Below are 17,946 nucleotides of genomic sequence, written 5' to 3'. Positions count from 1 at the left end.
CTGGCCGAGCGCCTCGTCCGACAGGCCCACCGGCGTTTTGCAAAAACCTAACGGCTCTCGATCTCCAGGCCCACCGGACAGTGGTCCGAACCGAAGACCGTGGCGTCGATCCAGGCCCGCTTGACCTTGGGGCGCAGTTCTTCCGACACGAAGAAATAATCAATGCGCCAGCCCACATTGCGCTCCCGGGCCTTGAAGCGGTAATCCCACCAACTATAGTGGCCGCCCCCGGTCTCGAACAGGCGAAACGTATCCACGTAGCCGGCGGCCGTGAACCGGTCGAGCCAGGCCCGTTCCTCGGGCAAAAATCCCGATGTTTTCTCATTGGCTTTGGCGTTTTTCAGATCCAGGGCGGTGTGGGCGGTGTTGAAATCGCCGCAGACCACGATGGGCTTGACCTGGCGCAGGGTTTCGGCGTGATTCAGAAAGGCGTCGTAAAAGCCGAGCTTGTAGGCCAGCCGTTCCGGTCCCCGGCCGCCGTTGGGGAAATAGATGTTAAAAAAGTAGAACTCCTCAAATTCCAGCTGCAACACGCGCCCTTCCCCGGTAAACGCGGCATCGGGTAGCTCCCTGACAATGGACAATGGCTCGACCCGGTAAAAGCAGCCCACACCGGAATAGCCCTTTTTGACCGTGGAACTGGACCAGACGGTCTTATAGGAGTCGGTGTGGCCGAAATCCGCCTCATGGCCGGTCTGGATTTTGGACTCCTGCACCCCGACCACATCCGCGCCGCTGGCGGCAAGCCACTCCCAGAACCCTTTTTGCACCACGGCCCGCAGGCCATTGACGTTCCAGCTCACTAAAATCATAAAAATACATCCTGTTGCGCTTGCGTGTGCCTGGCGGCGGGAGCAGCCCGCTGCAACCAGGCGCGGGGAGGAAAAGAATACGTTACGCTTCCGCGAGATCGCCCAGGGCCTCGACGCCGTCGAGCATGGGCAAAAAGGCGGCGGAGCAGATCGGGCAAAACTGCCGCCCGGCCTCTTCCCGTATGATGCCCAGGGCACGTTTGAGCGGCATACCGATGCGATAGGGCCGGTCGGTGGTCATGGCGTCAAAGGCGTCGGCAATGGCAATGATGCGTGCGCCAAGGGGTATGGCCTCGCCGCAGATGGCCGTGGGATAGCCCTGGCCGTCCCAGCGCTCATGGTGGAGCAGGATCAGCGGCAGCACCGAACCCAGAGAGACGATGGGACGCAGGATTTCCGCCCCGATAACGGCATGTTCCTGGATATTGGCGTATTCCTCCGGGCTCAGGCGGCCGGGTTTTAAAAGCACCGCATCGCGCACCCCGATCTTGCCGATGTCGTGGAGGTTGGCCCCGATTTCCAGGTTGCGCTGTTCCTTTTCGCTCAGCCCCATGGCCCGCCCCAGACGCATGGCCACGCGCGACACCCGGGCCGTATGGCCCTTGGTGTATTCGTCCCGGGCCTCCAGGGCCGTAATAAGCGCCGACATGCTCGATAAGACGTGCTCGTACTCCTTTTTAATGTGGCGGTAGCTCTCGCCCAGGAGCTGTTCCACCACAAGGAGCATTTTTTCCACGTCAAAAGGTTTGACGAAATAGCGCGAGACCCCAAGCCGCTCGCCGCGTTTGATGTCGCTGGCCCGGCCCCGGGCGCTCATGATGACGACCAGGGTGTTGCGCAGTTCCTGATGGTCGCGGATGGCCGCGCACAGGGCGTACCCGTCCATTTCTGGCATTTCGATGTCCGTGACCACCACGTCGGGATGCTCTGCCAAGGCGATTTCCAGGGCTTTGGCTCCGTTCTCGGCGGTCAGGACGCAGTGGCCGTTCTTGATGAAACTGTGGCGCAACAGTTCCCGGATGAGCTTGCTGTCATCGACGACCAGAATCTTGTTGTGCCGTTTGCGCTCGGCCACATCCAGGTGCTCGCAAACTTTGTCCGAGAGCATCTCGGCGGTAAACGACTTGAGCAGATAGTCGTCGGCCCCGCAGTTAAAGGCCGTGTCCACATCAATGGGATTGTCGCTGCTCGACAGGATGACGACCGGCAGATACCGCCCCGGGTTGTCTTCCTTGAGCTGGCGGCACAGATCCAATCCGGACATGCCCGGCAGCAGCACGCTGGTGAGAACCAGTTCAAACACGTGCTGGCGGCACAGGGTCAGGGCCGTCTCGGCGTCGTGGGCGGACACCACCCGAAAGCCGCTGTCGGCCAGGGCCGCACGCACCACATGGAGCAGCGTCCTGCCGCCATCGACAAAAAGGATTTCCCGGGGACCGGCTGCGGCCAAGGGGGTGCCAGCCAAGGCGTTTTTCAAGTCGGTCAGGACCTGGGCCAGATTCAGCCGGTTGACCGGATGCAGATCGGAACCCAGCGGGGCGCAGGCCAGACTGCACTGTTCCTGGGTCTCGTCAAAGGGGCGCAGGCACAGGATGGGCAGTTCGGTGCCAAGGGTTTGCACCGTCGCGCGGATCTGGGCCAGAAGATGGGCGCAGGCCACCCCGGCATAGGAATCCTGAATAAGCACGACATCGGGTGGCGGATTGGCGGCGGCCAGGGCGGCCGGGGCTTCTTCAGGCGTCAAAAACCGGTAATCGACCCCGATGGTGAGGTAGATTTTACTGAGAAACGCCCGGTAAAAGACAATATCGATGACGCTATAGACCAGCATCAGGCGCTCACGCGCGGCACAGGCGGGCCGTAACGCCATCCGGGCCGGCCTCGATGCGGGCATAGCCGCCGGCCGCCGACAGTCCGGGATTGACGATGATGGTGCGGCCAAGGACATCGACCGCCGTTGCTTCGTGGATATGCCCGGTGAGGCAGACATCGGGCTGGACGCGCTCGATAAAGGCCCGCACGGCCCGGCTGCCCACATGGGCGCCGCCGCCGACCGTGTCCACGGCCGTGTCGTAGGGCGGGGTGTGGCAGACGAGCACCAGACGCGGACAATGGGCCACGGCGTCATAGCCGGCGTCGAGCCAGGCGGCAATGCGATCCTCGCCAGCTTCGCTGGGCGTGCCAAAGGGCGTCGGGGTGGACCAGCCGCAGCCGAAAAAGCCCACGCCTTGCGGGGTCACGCGGCCGGTGGCGTGGAGGTTGACTCCCTCGCCGGACAGGTAGGTGTCCACCTCGGCCTTGTCCATGTTGCCGATCTGGGCGAAAATAACAGGATTTTTGTCGCGAACAGCGGCAATGACCCGCTTGGCCGCAGCCACGCCGCCCTTGACGGTCAGATCGCCGCTGATGATCAGGCCTGCCGCGCCGTCGAGTCCGGGAATGCGGGTCAGGGCCGAAACATCATCATGGATGTCGCCTATGCCTATCCAGAATGCACTGCCGGTCATCACACTCTCCCTGTGCGCCAACGTCGTGTCCCCGCCCTTCCCCTGGCGGGTCTTGCCTGTTAGTATGAAACGGTTGTGAAAACATTGCAACCAGATCGGCCGGTACGCAGCGACATGGACAAAAACCCCGATCCGGCCAAGGCCGGGCTTCGCCGGGACATGCGAGCCCGACGCGACGCCCTGGCCGCCACCGACGTGGCCCTGGCCAGCCAGGAGGTCGCGGCGCGCGTGCTGGCGTTGCCGGCCTACCGCGCGGCCCGGGAGGTGGCGGCCTATCTGCCTGTTCAAAACGAAGTGGACGCCGCCCTGGTGGCCGGGCAGGCCCTGGCCGACGGCAAACGGCTACTCTTGCCGCGCTGTCGCAGCCAGGCCCCGGGGCTGCTCGATTTCGGCTGTGTGACCTGCCTGTCCGATGTTGTTCCCGGTCGCTTCGGCATCCTGGAGCCCCGGGAGGCGGTGTGTCGCCCGCCCCAGGCCTTTGCCCCGGATCTGATCCTGGTGCCGGGTCTGGCCTTTGACGCACAGGGCCGACGCCTGGGGTTTGGCGGCGGCTACTACGACCGGCTGCTGGCCCTGCCCCAGATCGCCCGGGCCTTTTCCGTCGGGCTGGCCTTTGATTTCCAACTCGTGGCCGCCCTCCCGGCCGACCCCTGGGACCGGCCCGTCAACGCGGTCGTCACCGACCGGCAAACCACCCTCATACCAGCATGAATTATATTCCCTTCGCTTTCCCGGACATTCCGGGTGTGGCCTGCGCTTTTGGCACCGGACCGGACACCCTGGCCTTTACCGGTGCCAGCGATCCCTTGGCGGTAACGGCGGCACGCACGGCCCTGCAAGCCGAACTGGGCTTTGCCGTCTGGCATTCGCTGCGCCAGGTGCATGGCGTGAATATGATTTTCGAGCCGGAATTCGAGACCCTTGCCCGCCCGAGCATCGAGGCCGGCGACGGCATGACCGAGACGCGTGCGGGCCATGCCCTGGCCATCAAAACCGCCGACTGCCAGCCGGTGCTCATCAGCCATGCCTCGGGCCGCTATGTCATGGCCCTGCATGTGGGCTGGCGCGGGAATGTGCAGGATTTTTGCGGCCGGGCCGTGCGCTCGTTTTGCGTGCGTTACGGGCTGGCCCCTGGCGAGCTTTCGGCGGTGCGCGGCCCCAGCCTGGGACCGGGTGAATCGGAATTCACGGCCTTTGAAAGCGAATTCGGCGAGCGGTTCAGGCCGTATTTCGACCATCGCAGCCGCAAGCTCGACCTGTGGCGGCTCACCCGCGACCAACTGACCGCCGTTGGCCTTAACCGGGACCGCATCTACGCCCTGGACCTGTGCACCAAGTCCCTGCCGCAGTTTTTCTCCTACCGGCGCGACAAGTCCACCGGCCGTCAAGCCAGCCTCATCTGGATTAAAGAAAAATAAGCCCGGTCATCAACCGACCAACCTGCCAGCCAACGCCATAACCCCCTGAATTACTTTCCCCGGTGGGGGGTCCGGGGGCCTCAGGCCCCCGGCCGCCGGAGGCACTCTTCTGCCTTCTCCTCTCGCGTGCGCTGCCGCTTGGTTAAAAGCAGTAGTCGTCGTCAAGGAACAGGGCCAAGCAGGCATCGACCACATCCGGTTCGTACAGCCGTCCCCGGCCGGCCCGGATTTCGGCCAGGGCCGCTTCGCGCCCAGGGGCTGCCCGGTAGGGCCGGTGGGAGTTCATGGCTTCGACCACGTCGGCCAGGGCCAGGATGCGCGAGGCAAAAAGTGTGTCTTCCCGGCCAAGTGCCGACGGATAGCCGGAACCGTCCAGGCGCTCATGGTGCTCGAGAACCATCCGCGCCACGGGCCAGGGGAAGGGGATGTCTTTGAGGATTTCGTGGCCAACGGTGCTGTGGTCGCGCATAAGCCCCCTTTCCATGGCATTGAGGGCTTCGGGCTTGGCCAGAATCTCGGTCGGCACATGAATCTTGCCGATGTCGTGGACCAGACCAGCCACCCGCAGGCCTTCCTGCTCCGCTTCGGGCAACCCCAGGCGCTTGGCCAGGGCAGCGGCCAGATGCGACACGCGCTGCTGGTGGCCGGCGGTGAAGGGGTCGCGTTTTTCCGAGGTGACGGTCAGGGCGTTGACGGTTTCGGCCAGGGCGCATTGGAGGTTGGCCAGGGATTCGCGCAGCGCCCGCTCCGCTTCCAGACGTTTGCTGACGTCGCGAAAGACCACCACCCGGCCGATTGTCTGTCCCCGTCCATCCAGGATGGGCGAAGTGGTCTGCTCCACGGGCACATCGCGCCCGGCAGGGCAGTGCAGCACGGTCAGCTCCCGGCCGGCCAGCCCGCCGGGCTGGCCGGGAGTGGCCCGGTAGACCGCTTCCAGGGGCTGGCCCAGGATGGTTGTGGCCGCAAGACCGAGCAGGAGTTCGGCTGCCGGATTGACGAAACAGACCCGTCCCGAGGCGTCGGTGGTAAGCAGCCCCTCGCCCAGGCACTGGAGCGTGGCCGCCGTGAGGCGCTCGTTTTGGGCCAGCTTGCGCTCCATGCGCGACTTGTACAGGGCGATTTCCAGGGCGCTTTGCAGCTCCGGCTCTTCAAAGGGCTTGATGAGATAGCCATACGGACCGACCTCGCCGGCCCGGCGCAGGGTGGCCCGGTCGGAATGGGCGGTTAAAAAAACCACCGGCGTGCCGAAACGTTCCCGAATGATGGCGGCAGCGTCCACGCCGTCCATGGCACCGGCCAGCATGATGTCCATGAGCGCCAAATCCGGCTCAAGCTCTTCCACCTTGCGTACAGCTTCTTCGCCGGAATCGACGATGCCGGCCACGACGTAGCCCAGGCGCATGAGCCGATGGCGCACATCAAGGGCCACCACGGCTTCGTCCTCCACAATGAGAACGCGCGCCCCAACCGTTGCGTCGAAACCGTCGTCAGGCATGGGAAACATCCGGGCCGCCAAGGATTTCGGCCAGGGCGGCGGCTAGAGTGGGAAAACGGAAGGTAAAACCAAGCTCGGTAAGACGCCGGGGTGCCACGCGCGCCCCGTTTAACAAAAGTTCCTGGCCCATTTCGCCCAGCACCAGCCGCAGCACCGCAGGCGGGGTGCGCAGCCAAGCCGGCCGGGACAGGGCCTTGCCAAGGGCGGCGGCCAGATCGGCCTGGGTCACGGCTTGCGGGGCGGCCAGATTGTACGGCCCCGAGGCTTGTTCCTGCTCCATGAGAAAGCGGATGGCCCGGATCTCGTCGTTAAGATGTATCCAGGAAAACCATTGCCGGCCTGAGCCCAGCGGCCCGCCGCAAAAAAAACGGTACGGGGCCAGCATGCGCGGCAAGGCCCCGCCGGCTGCCCCGAGTACGACAGAGGTCCGGGCCACCACCCGGCGCACGCCAAGGGCTTGGGCTGCGGCAGTGGACGCCTCCCAGGCTTGGGCCACCTCGGCCAGAAAACCGGTTCCCCGGGGAGTGTCCTCGTCTGTGGGGGCGTCGCCCCGGTCGCCGTAATAGCCGATGGCCGACCCCTGGACGAGCACAGCCGGGCGGTGCGACACCCGTTCAAGGGCGTCCATCACAGCCCGTCCGGCGTCCACACGGCTTTCCAGGATGCGCTGTTTTCTGGTCGCGCTCCAAAAGCCCGAGGCGATATTTTCCCCGGCCAGATTGACCACGGCCGCAGCACCGTCGCAGTGCTCGGCCCAGCCCTGGCCGGATTTTCCGTCAAAGGGAGCAAACGAGACGCCACCGGCCGGTGCCCGCCCCGCGCCCGTGCGTGAGACGACCACGACTAAATGCCCGTCCCCGACCAGCGAACGAGTCAAGGCCCGGCCGATAAACCCCGAACCACCGATAATGACCACCCGCATGTGCGCCTCCCCGCATCAAAGTCAATGCGACCCAAGCACTACACGGGAACCAGGGACGATGGCAACCGGCGACCGGAATCAGTAGGTAAAATCAAGCTGGTAGGAAACAGGCCGGGCGGCGTCGAAGGACCAGAAGAACAGGCCGTTTTTAAGCCACGGCGAAACATCGGGACGGGTCAGGGCCAGTTCCAGGGTGAGCACGTAGGTCACCCCCCGCTCCAAACGATCCCAGGAGCCAAGGTCCATAAGAATTTCACTGAGATGCTTATGAAAAAGCGTCCCCAGATCCTTGTCGGCCACCGTCCCCTGGCCGGGCAGGTTGACGACGAACTCGCCGCCTTTGAGCCGGCGCAGTTCACTCTCCCAGGTCGCGGCGTTGACTTCCTCGTTCCAGACGTAGTCACGGCGCAGGGACAGTCTGGCCTTGCAGCGAAGGGTCAGGCGCTCGCCGGCGGCCAGCACCTGATTGATGCGCTCCAGGCTTGATGGCTCGATGCCGAAGCGGACCCGGATTCTGCCCTCATAGTTGTTGAGCACCAGATTGGTCAGGAGCAGTTCCTGGGCCGCAGCCGGCCGGACCACGCCAAGCAAGGCGGCCATGACCACAGCCATGGCAGCACAAACGGCAAATCGCCGGGGGGCGCGACTTCCTGCAACCAAAAACGACATGCCTCTCCTACGGGACGCAGATTCAGGCCAACCGTGTAACGGCCTAATCCAAGGCGGCGGCTTTGACAACAGCCCGGCCCCTCGGCTAAACCCCGGCCAGCCTATGAAACCGATTCGTCTCCTTGTTGTTGGCCAGGCCAAGGCCCCTTATTTTCGTGACGCGTGTTCCCATTATCTGGACGCTTTGCGGCGCTATCTGCCGGTCGAGGAGCTGCTCGTGCGCGACGGCAAATCCGCTGATCCGGTCCGGCGCAAGGCCGAAGAGGCCAAAGCCCTGCTCGGACGCCTGGGGCCGCGCGATTTCCTCGTGGTCCTGGACGAACACGGCCGCTCCCTGGCCTCCCGGGAGCTGGCCGGGAAGCTGCGGACCATGATCGAAGACCCGGGCCGGGCACCGTGCTTTGTCATCGGCGGCGCGTTTGGCCTGGACCCTTCCGTCCTGGCCCGGGCCGATCTGACCCTGGCCCTGGGGCCGGGCACCCTGCCCCACGAACTGGCCCGGGTGGTGCTCTACGAACAGCTCTACCGGGCAGCGGCCATCAATGCCGGCGCGCCCTATCACCACTAACCCACGCAAAGGCGGCACCTGCCATGTCCCTCCCCCTGATCGACGCGGCCCATCTGAACAAACTGCGCCAGTATTTTGAATCCGGCGATCTGGCCTTTGACTTTGAAAACGCCTCTGAGGCGGACAAGGGCGAAATCCTCGACTTCCTGGAAAGCCTCATGGATCTGGCCGAGCTGGCCGACGCCACAGCCACCCGGCTTATTTTCAAGGACGCTTACATGGAAGCGGCCGAAGGCGTGAATAGCGACACGTAGCGGGTCTTGCCGGCCACGGCGTAGCTGCCGGCCACGGCCAGGACGAAGTCCGACGGCGTTTCGCCGGCCGGTGTGGGCGAGCCGGTCATGGTCAAAACGGCCATGGGCCGGCGCACAAGCTCCCGACACAGGCTCAGAAACTGCGGCCAGGGGGCAAAGGCCCGGCCCAGGCACAGGACAAATGTCCCGGCCGGGGCAGCAGCCAGGACGGGCGCTACCGTGGCCTCCACCCGCCCCTCGGCCACAGACAGGCCGTCAAGGGGCAGGCGCGCCAGACACTCGCCCAAAAAGACGCAGCGCTTTTGCCGGGCTTCGAGCAGCGCATACGGCCCGCGCTTCCAAAACGCCCGCAACGGTATGCCCGGCAGGCCGGCCCCGGCCCCGAAATCAAGCCCCAGCACCGGTTGCCCCCCGGGCGGCAGGAAGGCGGCGGCCGGGCCGGCCAGAAAATCGGCCACATGCCAGGAATCGGCCAGCAGTGTGGCCAGAATTTCGCGCCAGTCCGACGGCCCCACCAGATTGGCCTTTCCGTGCCAGCGGGCCAGTAGTCCCAGATAGCCGGCCAGCAGCTCGGCCTGGGGCAGGCTCAAAACCCGCCCGAGTGTGGCCGCCTGCCGGGACACAGCGTCCGGGCCTGGGCCTGATTGTCCTTGCGTCATGCGCTCCTCCCCGTCTAAATTGACCATTGCACATTTTGGCCCATTGCTCTACCAATCGCGGCCGCAATGACGCGAAATGCTCTTAAAGAGAGGCGAACGTGAGCGCAACCCAAAACAGCCTGGCCATTTTATTTCCCGGCCAGGGTTCCCAGGAAAAAGGCATGGGCCGCACCCTGGCCGAGACCTCTACCGAGGCGGTCGAACTGTGGCTTTTGGCGGAAAAGGCTTCCGGTCTGCCCCTGCGGGAAATCTACTGGGAAGGCGACGAGGCGGCCATGGCCGACACGCGCGCCCTGCAGCCGGCCATGACCGCTGTGACCCTTGGCCTGTGGTTTCATCTCAAATCAAAACTTTCCCCCATCGCAGGGTTTGCCGGCCATAGCCTCGGCGAATACGCTGCCCTGGCCGCTTCGGGCATGCTGGATGTACCGGCTGTTTTTGAACTGACCAGCCTTCGCGGCCGGCTCATGGCCGAGGCGGCCGGCGGCGACGGCAAGATGGCGGCCGTGCTCAAACTGTCCCTGGACGACATCAAAGACGTGGTGCGCCAGGCGGCCGAGTCCACTGGCGGAGTGCTCCTTATTGCCAACTACAATTCCCCGGGCCAGTTTGTGATCTCCGGCACCGCTGCCGCCGTCGAGGCGGCCGGCGTCCTGGTCAAGGAGAAAAAGGGCCGGGCCGTCCCCCTGGCCGTCAGCGGTGCCTTTCACAGCCCGCTTATGGCCGAACCCGCTGCCGAATTGGCAAAAGTCCTGCGCCGCAGCGGGCTTCGCGCCCCGACCGTGGCCCCGGTCTTTCACAACGTCACCGGCGCGCCCGAACCGGATGCGGCCAAGGCGCTGGATCTTATGGCCCGGCAGATGACTTCGCAGGTGCGCTGGATCGACACCGTTGCCGCCTTGTGGCAGGCCGGGGCGCGCACCTTCGTGGAGCTTGGCCCCAAGGGCGTTTTGACCAAACTGCTGGCCGCCAATCTCAAAGAAATCGGCCAACCCTACACCGCTCTTGCCGTGGCCGCGCCCGCCGACGCCGCCGCCCTGGAGGCCTGATTCCATGCGCGCCACCGATATTTTGCGCGAACTGCTTCAAAGCGCCCTGGCGGCCCAGGACATTGCCTGGCCGGCCAAGACCACCATCGAGCCGCCCCGGGACAAGACCCATGGCGATCTGGCCACCAACGTGGCCATGATGGCTGCCAAGGCCGCCAAAAAGCCGCCGCGCGAACTGGCCGAGGCCCTGCGCCAAAGCCTGGCCTCCGATCCGAGGCTGGCAGCGGTCAGCGTGGCCGGGCCGGGTTTTTTAAACGTCGCCTTCACCCCGGGCTTCTGGCAGGAGACGGTCCTGGAAGTCGGTCGGGCCGGCGAGGCCTACGGCCGCTGCGCCATCGGCCAGGGTGTGCGGGTCCAGGTGGAATACGTCTCGGCCAACCCCACCGGGCCGCTGCATATCGGCCACGGACGCGGTGCGGCCGTGGGCGACAGTCTGGCCCGGGTGCTGCGCGCGGCCGGGTATAGCGTTGAAACCGAGTATTACATCAACGACGCCGGCCGCCAGATGCGCATCCTGGGGCAGTCCATTCTCTACCGCTGCCGCGAACTGCTGGGCGAAACCGTGGCCGAACCCGAGGACTACTACCGGGGCGACTACATCAAAGATTTGGCCAAGGAACTCATCGACCAACACGGTCGCACGCTGCTGACCATGCCCCAAGACGAGGCCACCGATATCTGCCGCCTGCACGGCGAGCGGGAAATCCTGGCCGGCATCAAAAAAGATCTGACCGACTTCCGGGTCGGCCACGAGGTCTGGTTCCCGGAATCGACGCTGCTGGCCGCCGGAGCCGTGGACGCCGCCTTTGCCGACCTGCGCGAGAAAAATCTCGCCTATGACAAAGACGGGGCCTTTTGGTTTGCCTCCACCACCTTTGGCGACGACAAGGACCGGGTCTTAGTCAAATCCGGCGGCGAACTGACCTATTTCGCCTCGGACATCGCCTACCACGCCGACAAGTTCCGCCGGGGCTTTGACGTGGTGGTGGACATCTGGGGAGCCGACCACCACGGCTACGTGCCGCGCATGAAGGCCTGTGTGGCCGCGCTTGGCCGCGACCCCGAAGCCAGCCTCAAGGTCATCCTGGTCCAGCTTGTCAATCTGCTCAAAGGTGGCGAGCAGATCGCCATGTCCACCCGGGCCGGCAAGTTCGAGACCCTGGCCGACGTGGTGGCCGAAGTCGGCGCGGATGCGGCCCGGTTCATGTTCTTGTCGCGCAAATCCGACAGCCATCTGGACTTCGACCTGGACGCGGTCACGCAAAAGTCCATGGACAACCCGGTCTACTACGTCCAATATGCCCACGCCCGGGTCAAATCGCTGTTTGCCAAGGCGGCCGAACGCGGCCTGACCGTGCCCGAGGCCACCACCGACCTTCTGGCGCGCCTGGACACGGGCGAAGACCTGGAGTTGCTGCGCCTGCTTGAACAGTACCCGGACACCGTGGCCAACGCCGCCAGATCGTTCTCGCCCCACCTGGTGAGCTTTTATCTGCGCGATCTGGCAGCCCGGCTGCACCGCTACTATACGGTAAACCCCGTGCTGACCGCCGGGGACGAGGCGACAACCGCCGCCCGCCTGCGCCTGCTTGAGGCCGTGGCCCAGGTGGTGCGAAACGGCCTGGATTTGCTGGGCGTCTGCGCTCCCGACGCCATGTAACCATATTGACAACGCCTCGCGTTTAGGCCCTATACGTCGGCGAGGAATCATTCCCCCATGAAGCTTTTAAGCAGACTCAACGCGACCCGCGAAAACGGCGGCCCCCGCAAGTTCACCTTCGAGATCAGCACGTCCGGCGTGGTATCCGTCGGCATCGTGGTGGTTCTCGGCATGTGCTGGGTCTTTATACTCGGCATCCTGGTCGGCCGGGGCTACAAGCCCGAGGCGGCCGTGCCCCAGCTCGCCCAGATCATGCCGACCACCGAAGCCCGGATGCCGGACAATACCACGTCCCAGGCCCCGCCTTCGGTGCTCAAGCCCGAAGATCTGCAATTTATGGAGGATATCCACGGCCAACCCGGCAGCGAAGGCGGGTCTGTGCCCGAGTCCAAGGCTGCGGCCGACCCAAAAAAGACCGCTCCCCCGGCCAAGCCCCACGACCTGACGGAAGTGCGGCCCGTGGCCCCGGCCCGAACGGCCGCACCGGCCGCACCGGCCGCACCGGCCCCCAAAGCCGTGCCCGATGAGCCCAAAGCAGTGGCAGCGGCCAAAGTCGAGCCCAAAATGCCCTTCGACAAAAAGGCCTCGGTGCGTTATGCCGCCACCTACCAGGTTGCCTCGTTCCCAGCCAGGGAGCAGGCGGAGACCCATGTCAAACAGTTGGCCAAAAAAGGGATCACAGCTTCGGTCACCGAAGCAAAATCCAATAACAGCAAAGTGTTCCGGGTAACCATCCAGATCAAAGGCTCTGACGCGGAGATTACCGATTCCCTCAAGCGGACCGGCGAAAAAGGTTCTATACTTCTCGGCAAAAAACCCTTATGAGGATTGCCCGCTTTCGCGGCAAATCTGAGTGCATAAAGAGGACTGCCCATGCTTCCAGGCTCTTCCGTTCCCACCAAGGCGTTTTTCACCAAGGGCGTCGGCCGCCACAAAAACAAGCTGCAGTCTTTTGAGCTGGCGCTTCGTGAGGCTGGCATCGAAAAGCTGAACTTGGTTTACGTGTCGAGCATTTATCCGCCCCACTGCCAGCTGCTGACCCCGGAAGAGGGTGTCAAGCTGCTGAGCCCCGGGCAGATCACCTTCTGCGTCATGGCGCGCAACGCCACCGACGAAAAAAACCGCCTGGTCGGCTCTGCCGTGGGCATGGCCTTCCCGGCCGACAAATCCAACTACGGCTACATCTCCGAGCACACCGGCTTTGGCTCCGAAGAACAGGAGATCGGCGACTTTGCCGAGGATCTGGCCTCCACCATGCTGGCCACCACCCTTGGCATCGATTTCGATCCCGAGACGGCCTACGATGAACGCCGCCAGACCTACCTCATGAGCGGCAAAATCATCGACTCCGCCTCCATGCCCTGCGTCACCACCGGTGAAACGGGCATGTGGACCACGACCATCTCGGCGGTGGTGTTCATTCCCTAGCCCGTATGGGACTTCCCGGGGCAACCCTCGTTTGGCCGGCAGCCGCGACCAACCGGAGATTCCGGTAATGGACGCGGCTGCCCGCGCCACCCTGATCCACGCCCGGCTGCGGACGGTTTTTCCCCATCCCGAGCCGGCGCTTGTCCACCACAACGCCTACGAGCTTCTCGTGGCGACGGTTCTTGCCGCCCAATGCACCGACGCCCGGGTCAATACCGTCACGCCCGGCTTTTTCAGCCGTTGGCCCGATCCGTCTTCCCTGGCCCAGGCTGACGTGGCCGCAGTCGAAGGTGTGGTCCACGCCACCGGCTTTTTCCGGCAAAAGGCCAAGAATCTCGTCGCCGCCGCCAAGCTGCTCATGGCCAGGCACGAAGGCAGGATTCCGGCCTCCATGGCCGAACTGACCGCCCTGCCCGGCGTTGCCCGCAAAACCGCCAACATCGTGTTGTCCAACGCCCTGGGCCTAAACGTTGGCATCGCCGTGGACACCCATGTGCGCCGCCTGGCCTTCCGTATGGGCTTGACGACATCGGAAAACCCGGTCATCATTGAGAAAGATTTAATGCCGCTGTTCCCGCGCGCCGCCTACGGCGAGATCAACCATCTGCTGGTCCTTTTTGGTCGCGAGGTGTGCAAGGCCCGCAAGCCCCGGTGCGACAGCTGTGTTCTGGACGACATCTGCCCCAAACTCGGGGTTTGACCACGTTACTATCCCCCTGCGCCGCCGCCCGGGATGTCCTCGCTTCCCAATCAGCGTCGGCCTGCCCCGAGGCCCTGTATGCCAGCCGTGACTCTTCCTCCTCTCGCCTCCCGCCGCGACCGTCTGGTCCTTGTGGCCGTATTCCTGGTCTCGGGCGCTTCGGCCCTGATCTTTGAGACCTTGTGGTTCCATCTGGCCGGCCTGACCTTTGGCGTCGGCATTTATGCCAGCGCCCTGGTGCTGTCGAGCTTTATGGGCGGGCTGGCCCTTGGCAACGCGCTCATTTCCCGCTTTGGCCGCGACGTCCTCGATCCGGTGCGGTTCTATGCCGCCATGGAGCTGTTGGTCGGCGTCTGGGGGGCGTTATTGGTCCTGTGTTTCCCCATGCTCTCGGTCTGGCTCGGAGCCATGCTCCACCCAGCCCTGGACTCTCCGGCGCTGCTCAACACCTTGCGCTTTTCCTTTTCTTTTCTGCTCTTTTTGCTGCCGGCCACGGCCATGGGCGTGACCCTGCCGCTGTTGGTCAAAGCGCTCGCCCGGCGACCGGGCGAATTCGGCACGGCCCTGGGGCGGCTCTACGGCGTCAATACCCTGGGTGCCTGCCTGGGGGCGCTTTTGGGCGAGGTGGTGCTTATCGGGCCGCTGGGGCTGGTCGGGACCGGTCTGGTTGCTGCCGGGCTTAATATCCTGGCCGCGATTGGTGCCTTGGCCATTGCCCGGCGCTTTCGCGACGAGCCGGACCGCCAGGACGCCCTGGCCAATTCCGCTGCCGCGCCGCTGACCAGACGGGCCAAACGGCTCCTGGCGGCCGGCTTCCTGGCCGGAGGGGCCTTTCTGGCCCTGGAAGTGGTCTGGACGCGGTTTTTGCAACTTTTTGTGCGCTCAACCAGTCTGGCCTTTGCCGTCATGCTGGCCGTCATCCTGGCCGGCATCGGCCTTGGCGGCATGTTCGCCGGCTGGTGGCTGCGCCGCGAGGCCGACGGACGCCGCATCACCGCATCCCTGGCCCTGCTCGTCGGGGCGGCGGCCCTGGCATCCTTTCGCCTGTTTGAAGCCGCCTCGGGCGTGTCCATCGACGGCTACCAATCCCTGGATTGGCGCTACGTGACGCTGCTCTCCCTGACCCTCATGTTTCCGGCCGCCTTTGTCTCGGGCCTGCTGTTCACCACCCTGGCCGAGGCGTTTCACCGCGAGGTCGGCGACCGGGCGCGCTCGGCCGGGCTGGTGGCCATGGCCAACACCCTGGGAGCCATGGCCGGACCGCTGGTGGCCGGCTTTGTCCTCATCCCGGCCATGGGCATGGAAAAATCCCTTTTCGCCCTGTGCGCCCTCTACCTCCTGCCGGCCCTTTTATGCGCCGGCCCGACCCCGCCCTGGCCCTCGTTTCGGACCAATCGGTTTTTGCAGGGAGCGACCGTTGCCTTTGCCCTGTTTTTGGCCCTTTTTCCCTTCGGCGCCATGCGGGGCTATTTAAACCGCGCCTGCCTGGACTTTCTCAAAGACGGCGAAAGCCTGGTCGCCACCGTGGAAGGTGTTGCCGGCACGTTGCAGTATCTGCGCAAGGATTACCTTGGCCAGCCTTTGTATTACCGGCTGGTCACCGACGGCTATTCCATGTCCTCCACAGACCGGGGGGCGCGGCGCTACATGAAGCTGTTCGCCTATTTCCCCGAAGCCGTGCTGCCCAATCCCAAATCCGCCCTGCTCATCTGTTTCGGCACCGGCTCCACGGCCTCGGCCCTGGTCGAGGACAAGCGCCTGGAGCGCATCGACGTGGTGGACATCTCCCGCGACGTCCTGGCCGGCAGCAAGGTGGTCTACCCCCAGCCCGGGACCAATCCCCTGGACGATCCCCGCGTTTCCGCCCATGTGGAGGACGGCCGGTTCTTCCTGCTGGCCACGCGCAAAAAGTTCGACATCATAACGGCCGAGCCGCCCCCACCCATGATGGCCGGCGTGGTCAATCTCTATTCGCGGGAATACTTCGCGCTCATGCGTGATCGGTTAAACGACGGCGGCATGGTCACCTATTGGCTGCCGGTGTTCGAACTGTCCCCTGGCGACGCCAAGGCAATCCTTAAGGCCTTTGCCGACGTGTTCGAGCACACCTCGCTGTGGACCGGCGACAACTTCAACTGGATGATGGTGGGCGTTAAAAAGCCCAAGGGCCCTGTGCCGGCCGTTGATTTTTCGCGCTTGTGGCAGGACCCCGTCACCGGCCCCGGCCTGCGCCAGATCGCCCTGGAAGAGCCGGCCCAGCTCGGGGCGCTTTTCATGCTCGACGGCCAGGCGCTCACCGACTACCTCGGCGACACCCGGCCGCTGACCGACAACTATCCCAAACGCCTGACCGGCTACCCCGAAACCCCGCAGGCCCAGCAGCGCGACGTCGCTGTCCACAACGCGCTGATGGACGCCATGGCCTCGAAGGAACGCTTCGCCCACTCGGCCGAGGCAGCCCTGCTGTTGCCCCAGCCGGTCAAAGCCGAAGCCGAGGCCTGGTTTGAGACCCAGCAGATCATAAACACATTCTTAAACAATATGATTCCCCCGCCGCCGCCGCTGCCGGCGGTCAATTACGTACTTTCAGGCACGGATTTGCAGGTATTGCCGCTGTGGCTCATGAAATCCGACCCCAAAAAAGTCGAGATCGTGGGCAAGGCCCTGGCCGCCGGCATGTCGCCCTCGGCCGAAACCGAGTTCCAGCTCGGGGTCAAGGCCCTGGCCGAGCGCAACTATCTGCTGGCCGAAGCCAAGCTCAAGCGCGCCCAGGAGCTGGGCTATCCCAGCAATCTGGCCCCGGCCCGGGTGTACGTGCTGTGCATGGCCGGACTTATTTCCCAGGCCGAAGATCTGGCCCGGGTGGCCTTTAAGGGTGCCCAGGCCAGCGCCGGAGCCAAAACCTACATGGAGTGGCTGGCCCGGACCTTTGGGTTTACCAGTCCCTTTTAGAGGGCCCGGAACGCATCGCGATTCCCGATAGACTTATAAGGCTGCCATCAGATCATTCGATTTGACCAGTCCATGGGGCTATGGGCTACCGTGCTCCAAATCCCAAGGAGTACCCGCCATGGACCAATCACTTGATTGTCGGGGGCTGGCCTGCCCCGGGCCGGTGTTGCACTGCAAAAAATGCGTCGAGGCCGACGCTCCCCGGACGCTGACCGTGCTTGTCGATAACGAGGCGGCCCGGGAAAACGTCAGCCGGTTTCTTTCCCAGCGCGGCTACGCCGTCGTCGTTGACCAGCAGCCGGAAGGATTGTCCGTGCTGACGGCCACAGCCGGCGACGCGGCCGCCCCGGTTCCGGCCGCCGCCGCATCGCCCTCGCCCGCAGCCAGCGAAAACGCCGGCCAAACCGTTGCCTTTCTCACCGCCGACACCATCGGCCGGGGCGACGACGCCCTGGGAACCAAACTCATGGCCAATTTCCTGGCCACCCTGCCGGAACTGGGCGAGAAGCTCTGGCGCATCATCCTGGTCAACGGCGGGGTCCGGCTGGCTGTGGCCGGCAGTCCCGGGCTGGCCCAGCTCAAAGCCCTGGAGCAGGCCGGCGTCTCTATTTTGGTGTGCGGCACCTGCCTGGACTTTTTCGGCCTTTTGGACAAGAAAGAGGTCGGCCAGACGACCAATATGCTTGACGTCGTCACCAGCCTTGACCTGGCTGATAAAATTATCCAAATTTGACGGCACATTGTTCCTTGCGGGTCGTTGCCGTCGCGGCGGCCCGCAGCGAGTTCCCGCTTTCGTTTCCACCGCAGCGGTTTCCGTTGTGCGTCACCAGCCCCCAAAAGACAGCCGCCTCCA

The 17,946-nt window shown here is 64.4% G+C and carries 18 protein-coding genes; 11 read left to right on the top strand and 7 right to left on the bottom strand.

The features are described 5' to 3' along the window. Positions 1-47 precede the first annotated feature (47 nt). From GTA51_RS12175 to GTA51_RS12165, 3 genes are all read right to left on the bottom strand, one after another. Positions 48-812: an exodeoxyribonuclease III gene (locus tag GTA51_RS12175; protein ID WP_160961442.1), complete on the bottom strand. Its 765-nt coding sequence runs from the start codon at positions 810-812 to the stop codon at positions 48-50. Between the two features lie 82 nt (positions 813-894). Beyond that, positions 895-2,643, bottom strand: coding sequence for a response regulator (locus tag GTA51_RS12170; RefSeq protein WP_160961440.1), 1,749 nt, complete (start codon positions 2,641-2,643; stop codon positions 895-897). Between the two features lie 7 nt (positions 2,644-2,650). After that, entirely contained in the window at positions 2,651-3,319 is a 669-nt protein-coding gene (locus GTA51_RS12165) for a metallophosphoesterase (protein WP_160961439.1), read from the bottom strand. A gap of 75 nt (positions 3,320-3,394) precedes the next feature. On the opposite strand from GTA51_RS12165, the gene GTA51_RS12160 reads away from it, so the two are divergent. Together GTA51_RS12160 and GTA51_RS12155 are read left to right on the top strand one after the other, a co-directional pair. Then, positions 3,395-4,030, top strand: a complete 636-nt coding sequence (locus GTA51_RS12160) for a 5-formyltetrahydrofolate cyclo-ligase (protein WP_343039510.1) — start codon at positions 3,395-3,397, stop codon at positions 4,028-4,030. Continuing rightward, a complete protein-coding gene (locus GTA51_RS12155) occupies positions 4,027-4,737 on the top strand; it encodes a purine nucleoside phosphorylase YfiH/LACC1 family protein (protein WP_160961437.1) in 711 nt (236 codons plus the stop codon). Before GTA51_RS12160 ends, GTA51_RS12155 begins: the two co-directional genes overlap by 4 nt. A 142-nt stretch (positions 4,738-4,879) precedes the next feature. Here GTA51_RS12155 and GTA51_RS12150 read toward each other — a convergent pair whose 3' ends face one another. From GTA51_RS12150 to GTA51_RS12140, 3 genes are all read right to left on the bottom strand, one after another. Beyond that, positions 4,880-6,232 carry an HD domain-containing phosphohydrolase gene (locus GTA51_RS12150; protein WP_160961436.1) on the bottom strand — a complete coding sequence of 451 codons (1,353 nt, stop codon included), beginning with the start codon at positions 6,230-6,232 and terminating at the stop codon, positions 4,880-4,882. Further along, on the bottom strand, positions 6,225-7,154 hold the full coding sequence (locus GTA51_RS12145) for a TIGR01777 family oxidoreductase (RefSeq protein WP_160961434.1): 930 nt from the start codon (positions 7,152-7,154) through the stop codon (positions 6,225-6,227). The genes GTA51_RS12150 and GTA51_RS12145 overlap by 8 nt, the downstream gene beginning before the upstream one ends. Positions 7,155-7,232: 78 nt before the next feature. After that, on the bottom strand, positions 7,233-7,823 hold the full coding sequence (locus GTA51_RS12140) for a DUF4390 domain-containing protein (RefSeq protein ID WP_160961432.1): 591 nt from the start codon (positions 7,821-7,823) through the stop codon (positions 7,233-7,235). A 103-nt stretch (positions 7,824-7,926) separates the two neighbouring features. Here GTA51_RS12140 and GTA51_RS12135 point away from each other — a divergent pair, with 103 nt between their 5' ends. Together GTA51_RS12135 and GTA51_RS12130 are read left to right on the top strand one after the other, a co-directional pair. Beyond that, entirely contained in the window at positions 7,927-8,391 is a 465-nt protein-coding gene (locus tag GTA51_RS12135) for a 23S rRNA (pseudouridine(1915)-N(3))-methyltransferase RlmH (protein WP_160961431.1), read from the top strand. Between the two features lie 23 nt (positions 8,392-8,414). Further along, complete coding sequence (locus GTA51_RS12130; RefSeq protein ID WP_160961429.1) at positions 8,415-8,645, top strand: hypothetical protein; 231 nt, start codon at positions 8,415-8,417, stop codon at positions 8,643-8,645. Here GTA51_RS12130 and GTA51_RS12125 read toward each other — a convergent pair. Further along, a complete protein-coding gene (locus tag GTA51_RS12125) occupies positions 8,606-9,304 on the bottom strand; it encodes an RsmG family class I SAM-dependent methyltransferase (RefSeq protein ID WP_160961427.1) in 699 nt (232 codons plus the stop codon). The genes GTA51_RS12130 and GTA51_RS12125 overlap by 40 nt on opposite strands. Before the next feature lie 98 nt (positions 9,305-9,402). On the opposite strand from GTA51_RS12125, the gene GTA51_RS12120 reads away from it, so the two are divergent. From GTA51_RS12120 to yedF, 7 genes are all read left to right on the top strand, one after another. Further along, complete coding sequence (locus GTA51_RS12120) at positions 9,403-10,353, top strand: acyltransferase domain-containing protein (RefSeq protein ID WP_160961426.1); 951 nt, start codon at positions 9,403-9,405, stop codon at positions 10,351-10,353. Positions 10,354-10,357: 4 nt separating this feature from the next. Next, positions 10,358-12,013 (top strand): arginine--tRNA ligase, encoded by a 1,656-nt coding sequence (gene argS, locus GTA51_RS12115; protein WP_160961424.1) that lies wholly within the window; start codon positions 10,358-10,360, stop codon positions 12,011-12,013. A gap of 57 nt (positions 12,014-12,070) precedes the next feature. Beyond that, positions 12,071-12,838, top strand: coding sequence for an SPOR domain-containing protein (locus tag GTA51_RS12110; protein ID WP_160961422.1), 768 nt, complete (start codon positions 12,071-12,073; stop codon positions 12,836-12,838). A 48-nt stretch (positions 12,839-12,886) separates the two neighbouring features. Beyond that, the gene (locus GTA51_RS12105; RefSeq protein ID WP_043631488.1) at positions 12,887-13,441 is read left to right on the top strand and encodes a pyruvoyl-dependent arginine decarboxylase; all 555 of its coding nucleotides are present in this window, start codon (positions 12,887-12,889) and stop codon (positions 13,439-13,441) included. Between the two features lie 67 nt (positions 13,442-13,508). Further along, complete coding sequence (nth, locus tag GTA51_RS12100) at positions 13,509-14,141, top strand: endonuclease III (RefSeq protein ID WP_160961420.1); 633 nt, start codon at positions 13,509-13,511, stop codon at positions 14,139-14,141. A 78-nt stretch (positions 14,142-14,219) separates the two neighbouring features. Next, positions 14,220-17,093 (top strand): fused MFS/spermidine synthase, encoded by a 2,874-nt coding sequence (locus tag GTA51_RS12095; protein ID WP_160961419.1) that lies wholly within the window; start codon positions 14,220-14,222, stop codon positions 17,091-17,093. 118 nt (positions 17,094-17,211) lie between these two features. Beyond that, complete coding sequence (gene yedF, locus GTA51_RS12090) at positions 17,212-17,826, top strand: sulfurtransferase-like selenium metabolism protein YedF (protein ID WP_160961417.1); 615 nt, start codon at positions 17,212-17,214, stop codon at positions 17,824-17,826. Positions 17,827-17,946: the final 120 nt, after the last annotated feature.

Origin of the sequence: Solidesulfovibrio aerotolerans, from assembly GCF_009856865.1 — a bacterium.
Classification (GTDB): Bacteria; Desulfobacterota; Desulfovibrionia; order Desulfovibrionales; family Desulfovibrionaceae; genus Solidesulfovibrio; species Solidesulfovibrio aerotolerans.
This window is presented reverse-complemented; position numbering and strand designations above follow the sequence as displayed.

Excerpts from the sequence above, each read along its gene's own strand:
- GTA51_RS12105 (WP_043631488.1), top strand. The coding sequence starts at position 12,887 with ATGCTTCCAGGCTCTTCCGTTCCCACCAAGGCGTTTTTCACCAAGGGC.
- GTA51_RS12145 (WP_160961434.1), bottom strand. The coding sequence starts at position 7,154 with ATGCGGGTGGTCATTATCGGTGGTTCGGGGTTTATCGGCCGGGCCTTG.
- argS (WP_160961424.1), top strand. The coding sequence starts at position 10,358 with ATGCGCGCCACCGATATTTTGCGCGAACTGCTTCAAAGCGCCCTGGCG.
- GTA51_RS12125 (WP_160961427.1), bottom strand. The coding sequence starts at position 9,304 with ATGACGCAAGGACAATCAGGCCCAGGCCCGGACGCTGTGTCCCGGCAG.
- GTA51_RS12150 (WP_160961436.1), bottom strand. The coding sequence starts at position 6,232 with ATGCCTGACGACGGTTTCGACGCAACGGTTGGGGCGCGCGTTCTCATT.
- GTA51_RS12095 (WP_160961419.1), top strand. The coding sequence starts at position 14,220 with ATGCCAGCCGTGACTCTTCCTCCTCTCGCCTCCCGCCGCGACCGTCTG.
- GTA51_RS12175 (WP_160961442.1), bottom strand. The coding sequence starts at position 812 with ATGATTTTAGTGAGCTGGAACGTCAATGGCCTGCGGGCCGTGGTGCAA.
- GTA51_RS12135 (WP_160961431.1), top strand. The coding sequence starts at position 7,927 with ATGAAACCGATTCGTCTCCTTGTTGTTGGCCAGGCCAAGGCCCCTTAT.
- nth (WP_160961420.1), top strand. The coding sequence starts at position 13,509 with ATGGACGCGGCTGCCCGCGCCACCCTGATCCACGCCCGGCTGCGGACG.
- yedF (WP_160961417.1), top strand. The coding sequence starts at position 17,212 with ATGGACCAATCACTTGATTGTCGGGGGCTGGCCTGCCCCGGGCCGGTG.
- GTA51_RS12155 (WP_160961437.1), top strand. The coding sequence starts at position 4,027 with ATGAATTATATTCCCTTCGCTTTCCCGGACATTCCGGGTGTGGCCTGC.
- GTA51_RS12110 (WP_160961422.1), top strand. The coding sequence starts at position 12,071 with ATGAAGCTTTTAAGCAGACTCAACGCGACCCGCGAAAACGGCGGCCCC.
- GTA51_RS12165 (WP_160961439.1), bottom strand. The coding sequence starts at position 3,319 with ATGACCGGCAGTGCATTCTGGATAGGCATAGGCGACATCCATGATGAT.
- GTA51_RS12170 (WP_160961440.1), bottom strand. The coding sequence starts at position 2,643 with ATGCTGGTCTATAGCGTCATCGATATTGTCTTTTACCGGGCGTTTCTC.
- GTA51_RS12130 (WP_160961429.1), top strand. The coding sequence starts at position 8,415 with ATGTCCCTCCCCCTGATCGACGCGGCCCATCTGAACAAACTGCGCCAG.
- GTA51_RS12140 (WP_160961432.1), bottom strand. The coding sequence starts at position 7,823 with ATGTCGTTTTTGGTTGCAGGAAGTCGCGCCCCCCGGCGATTTGCCGTT.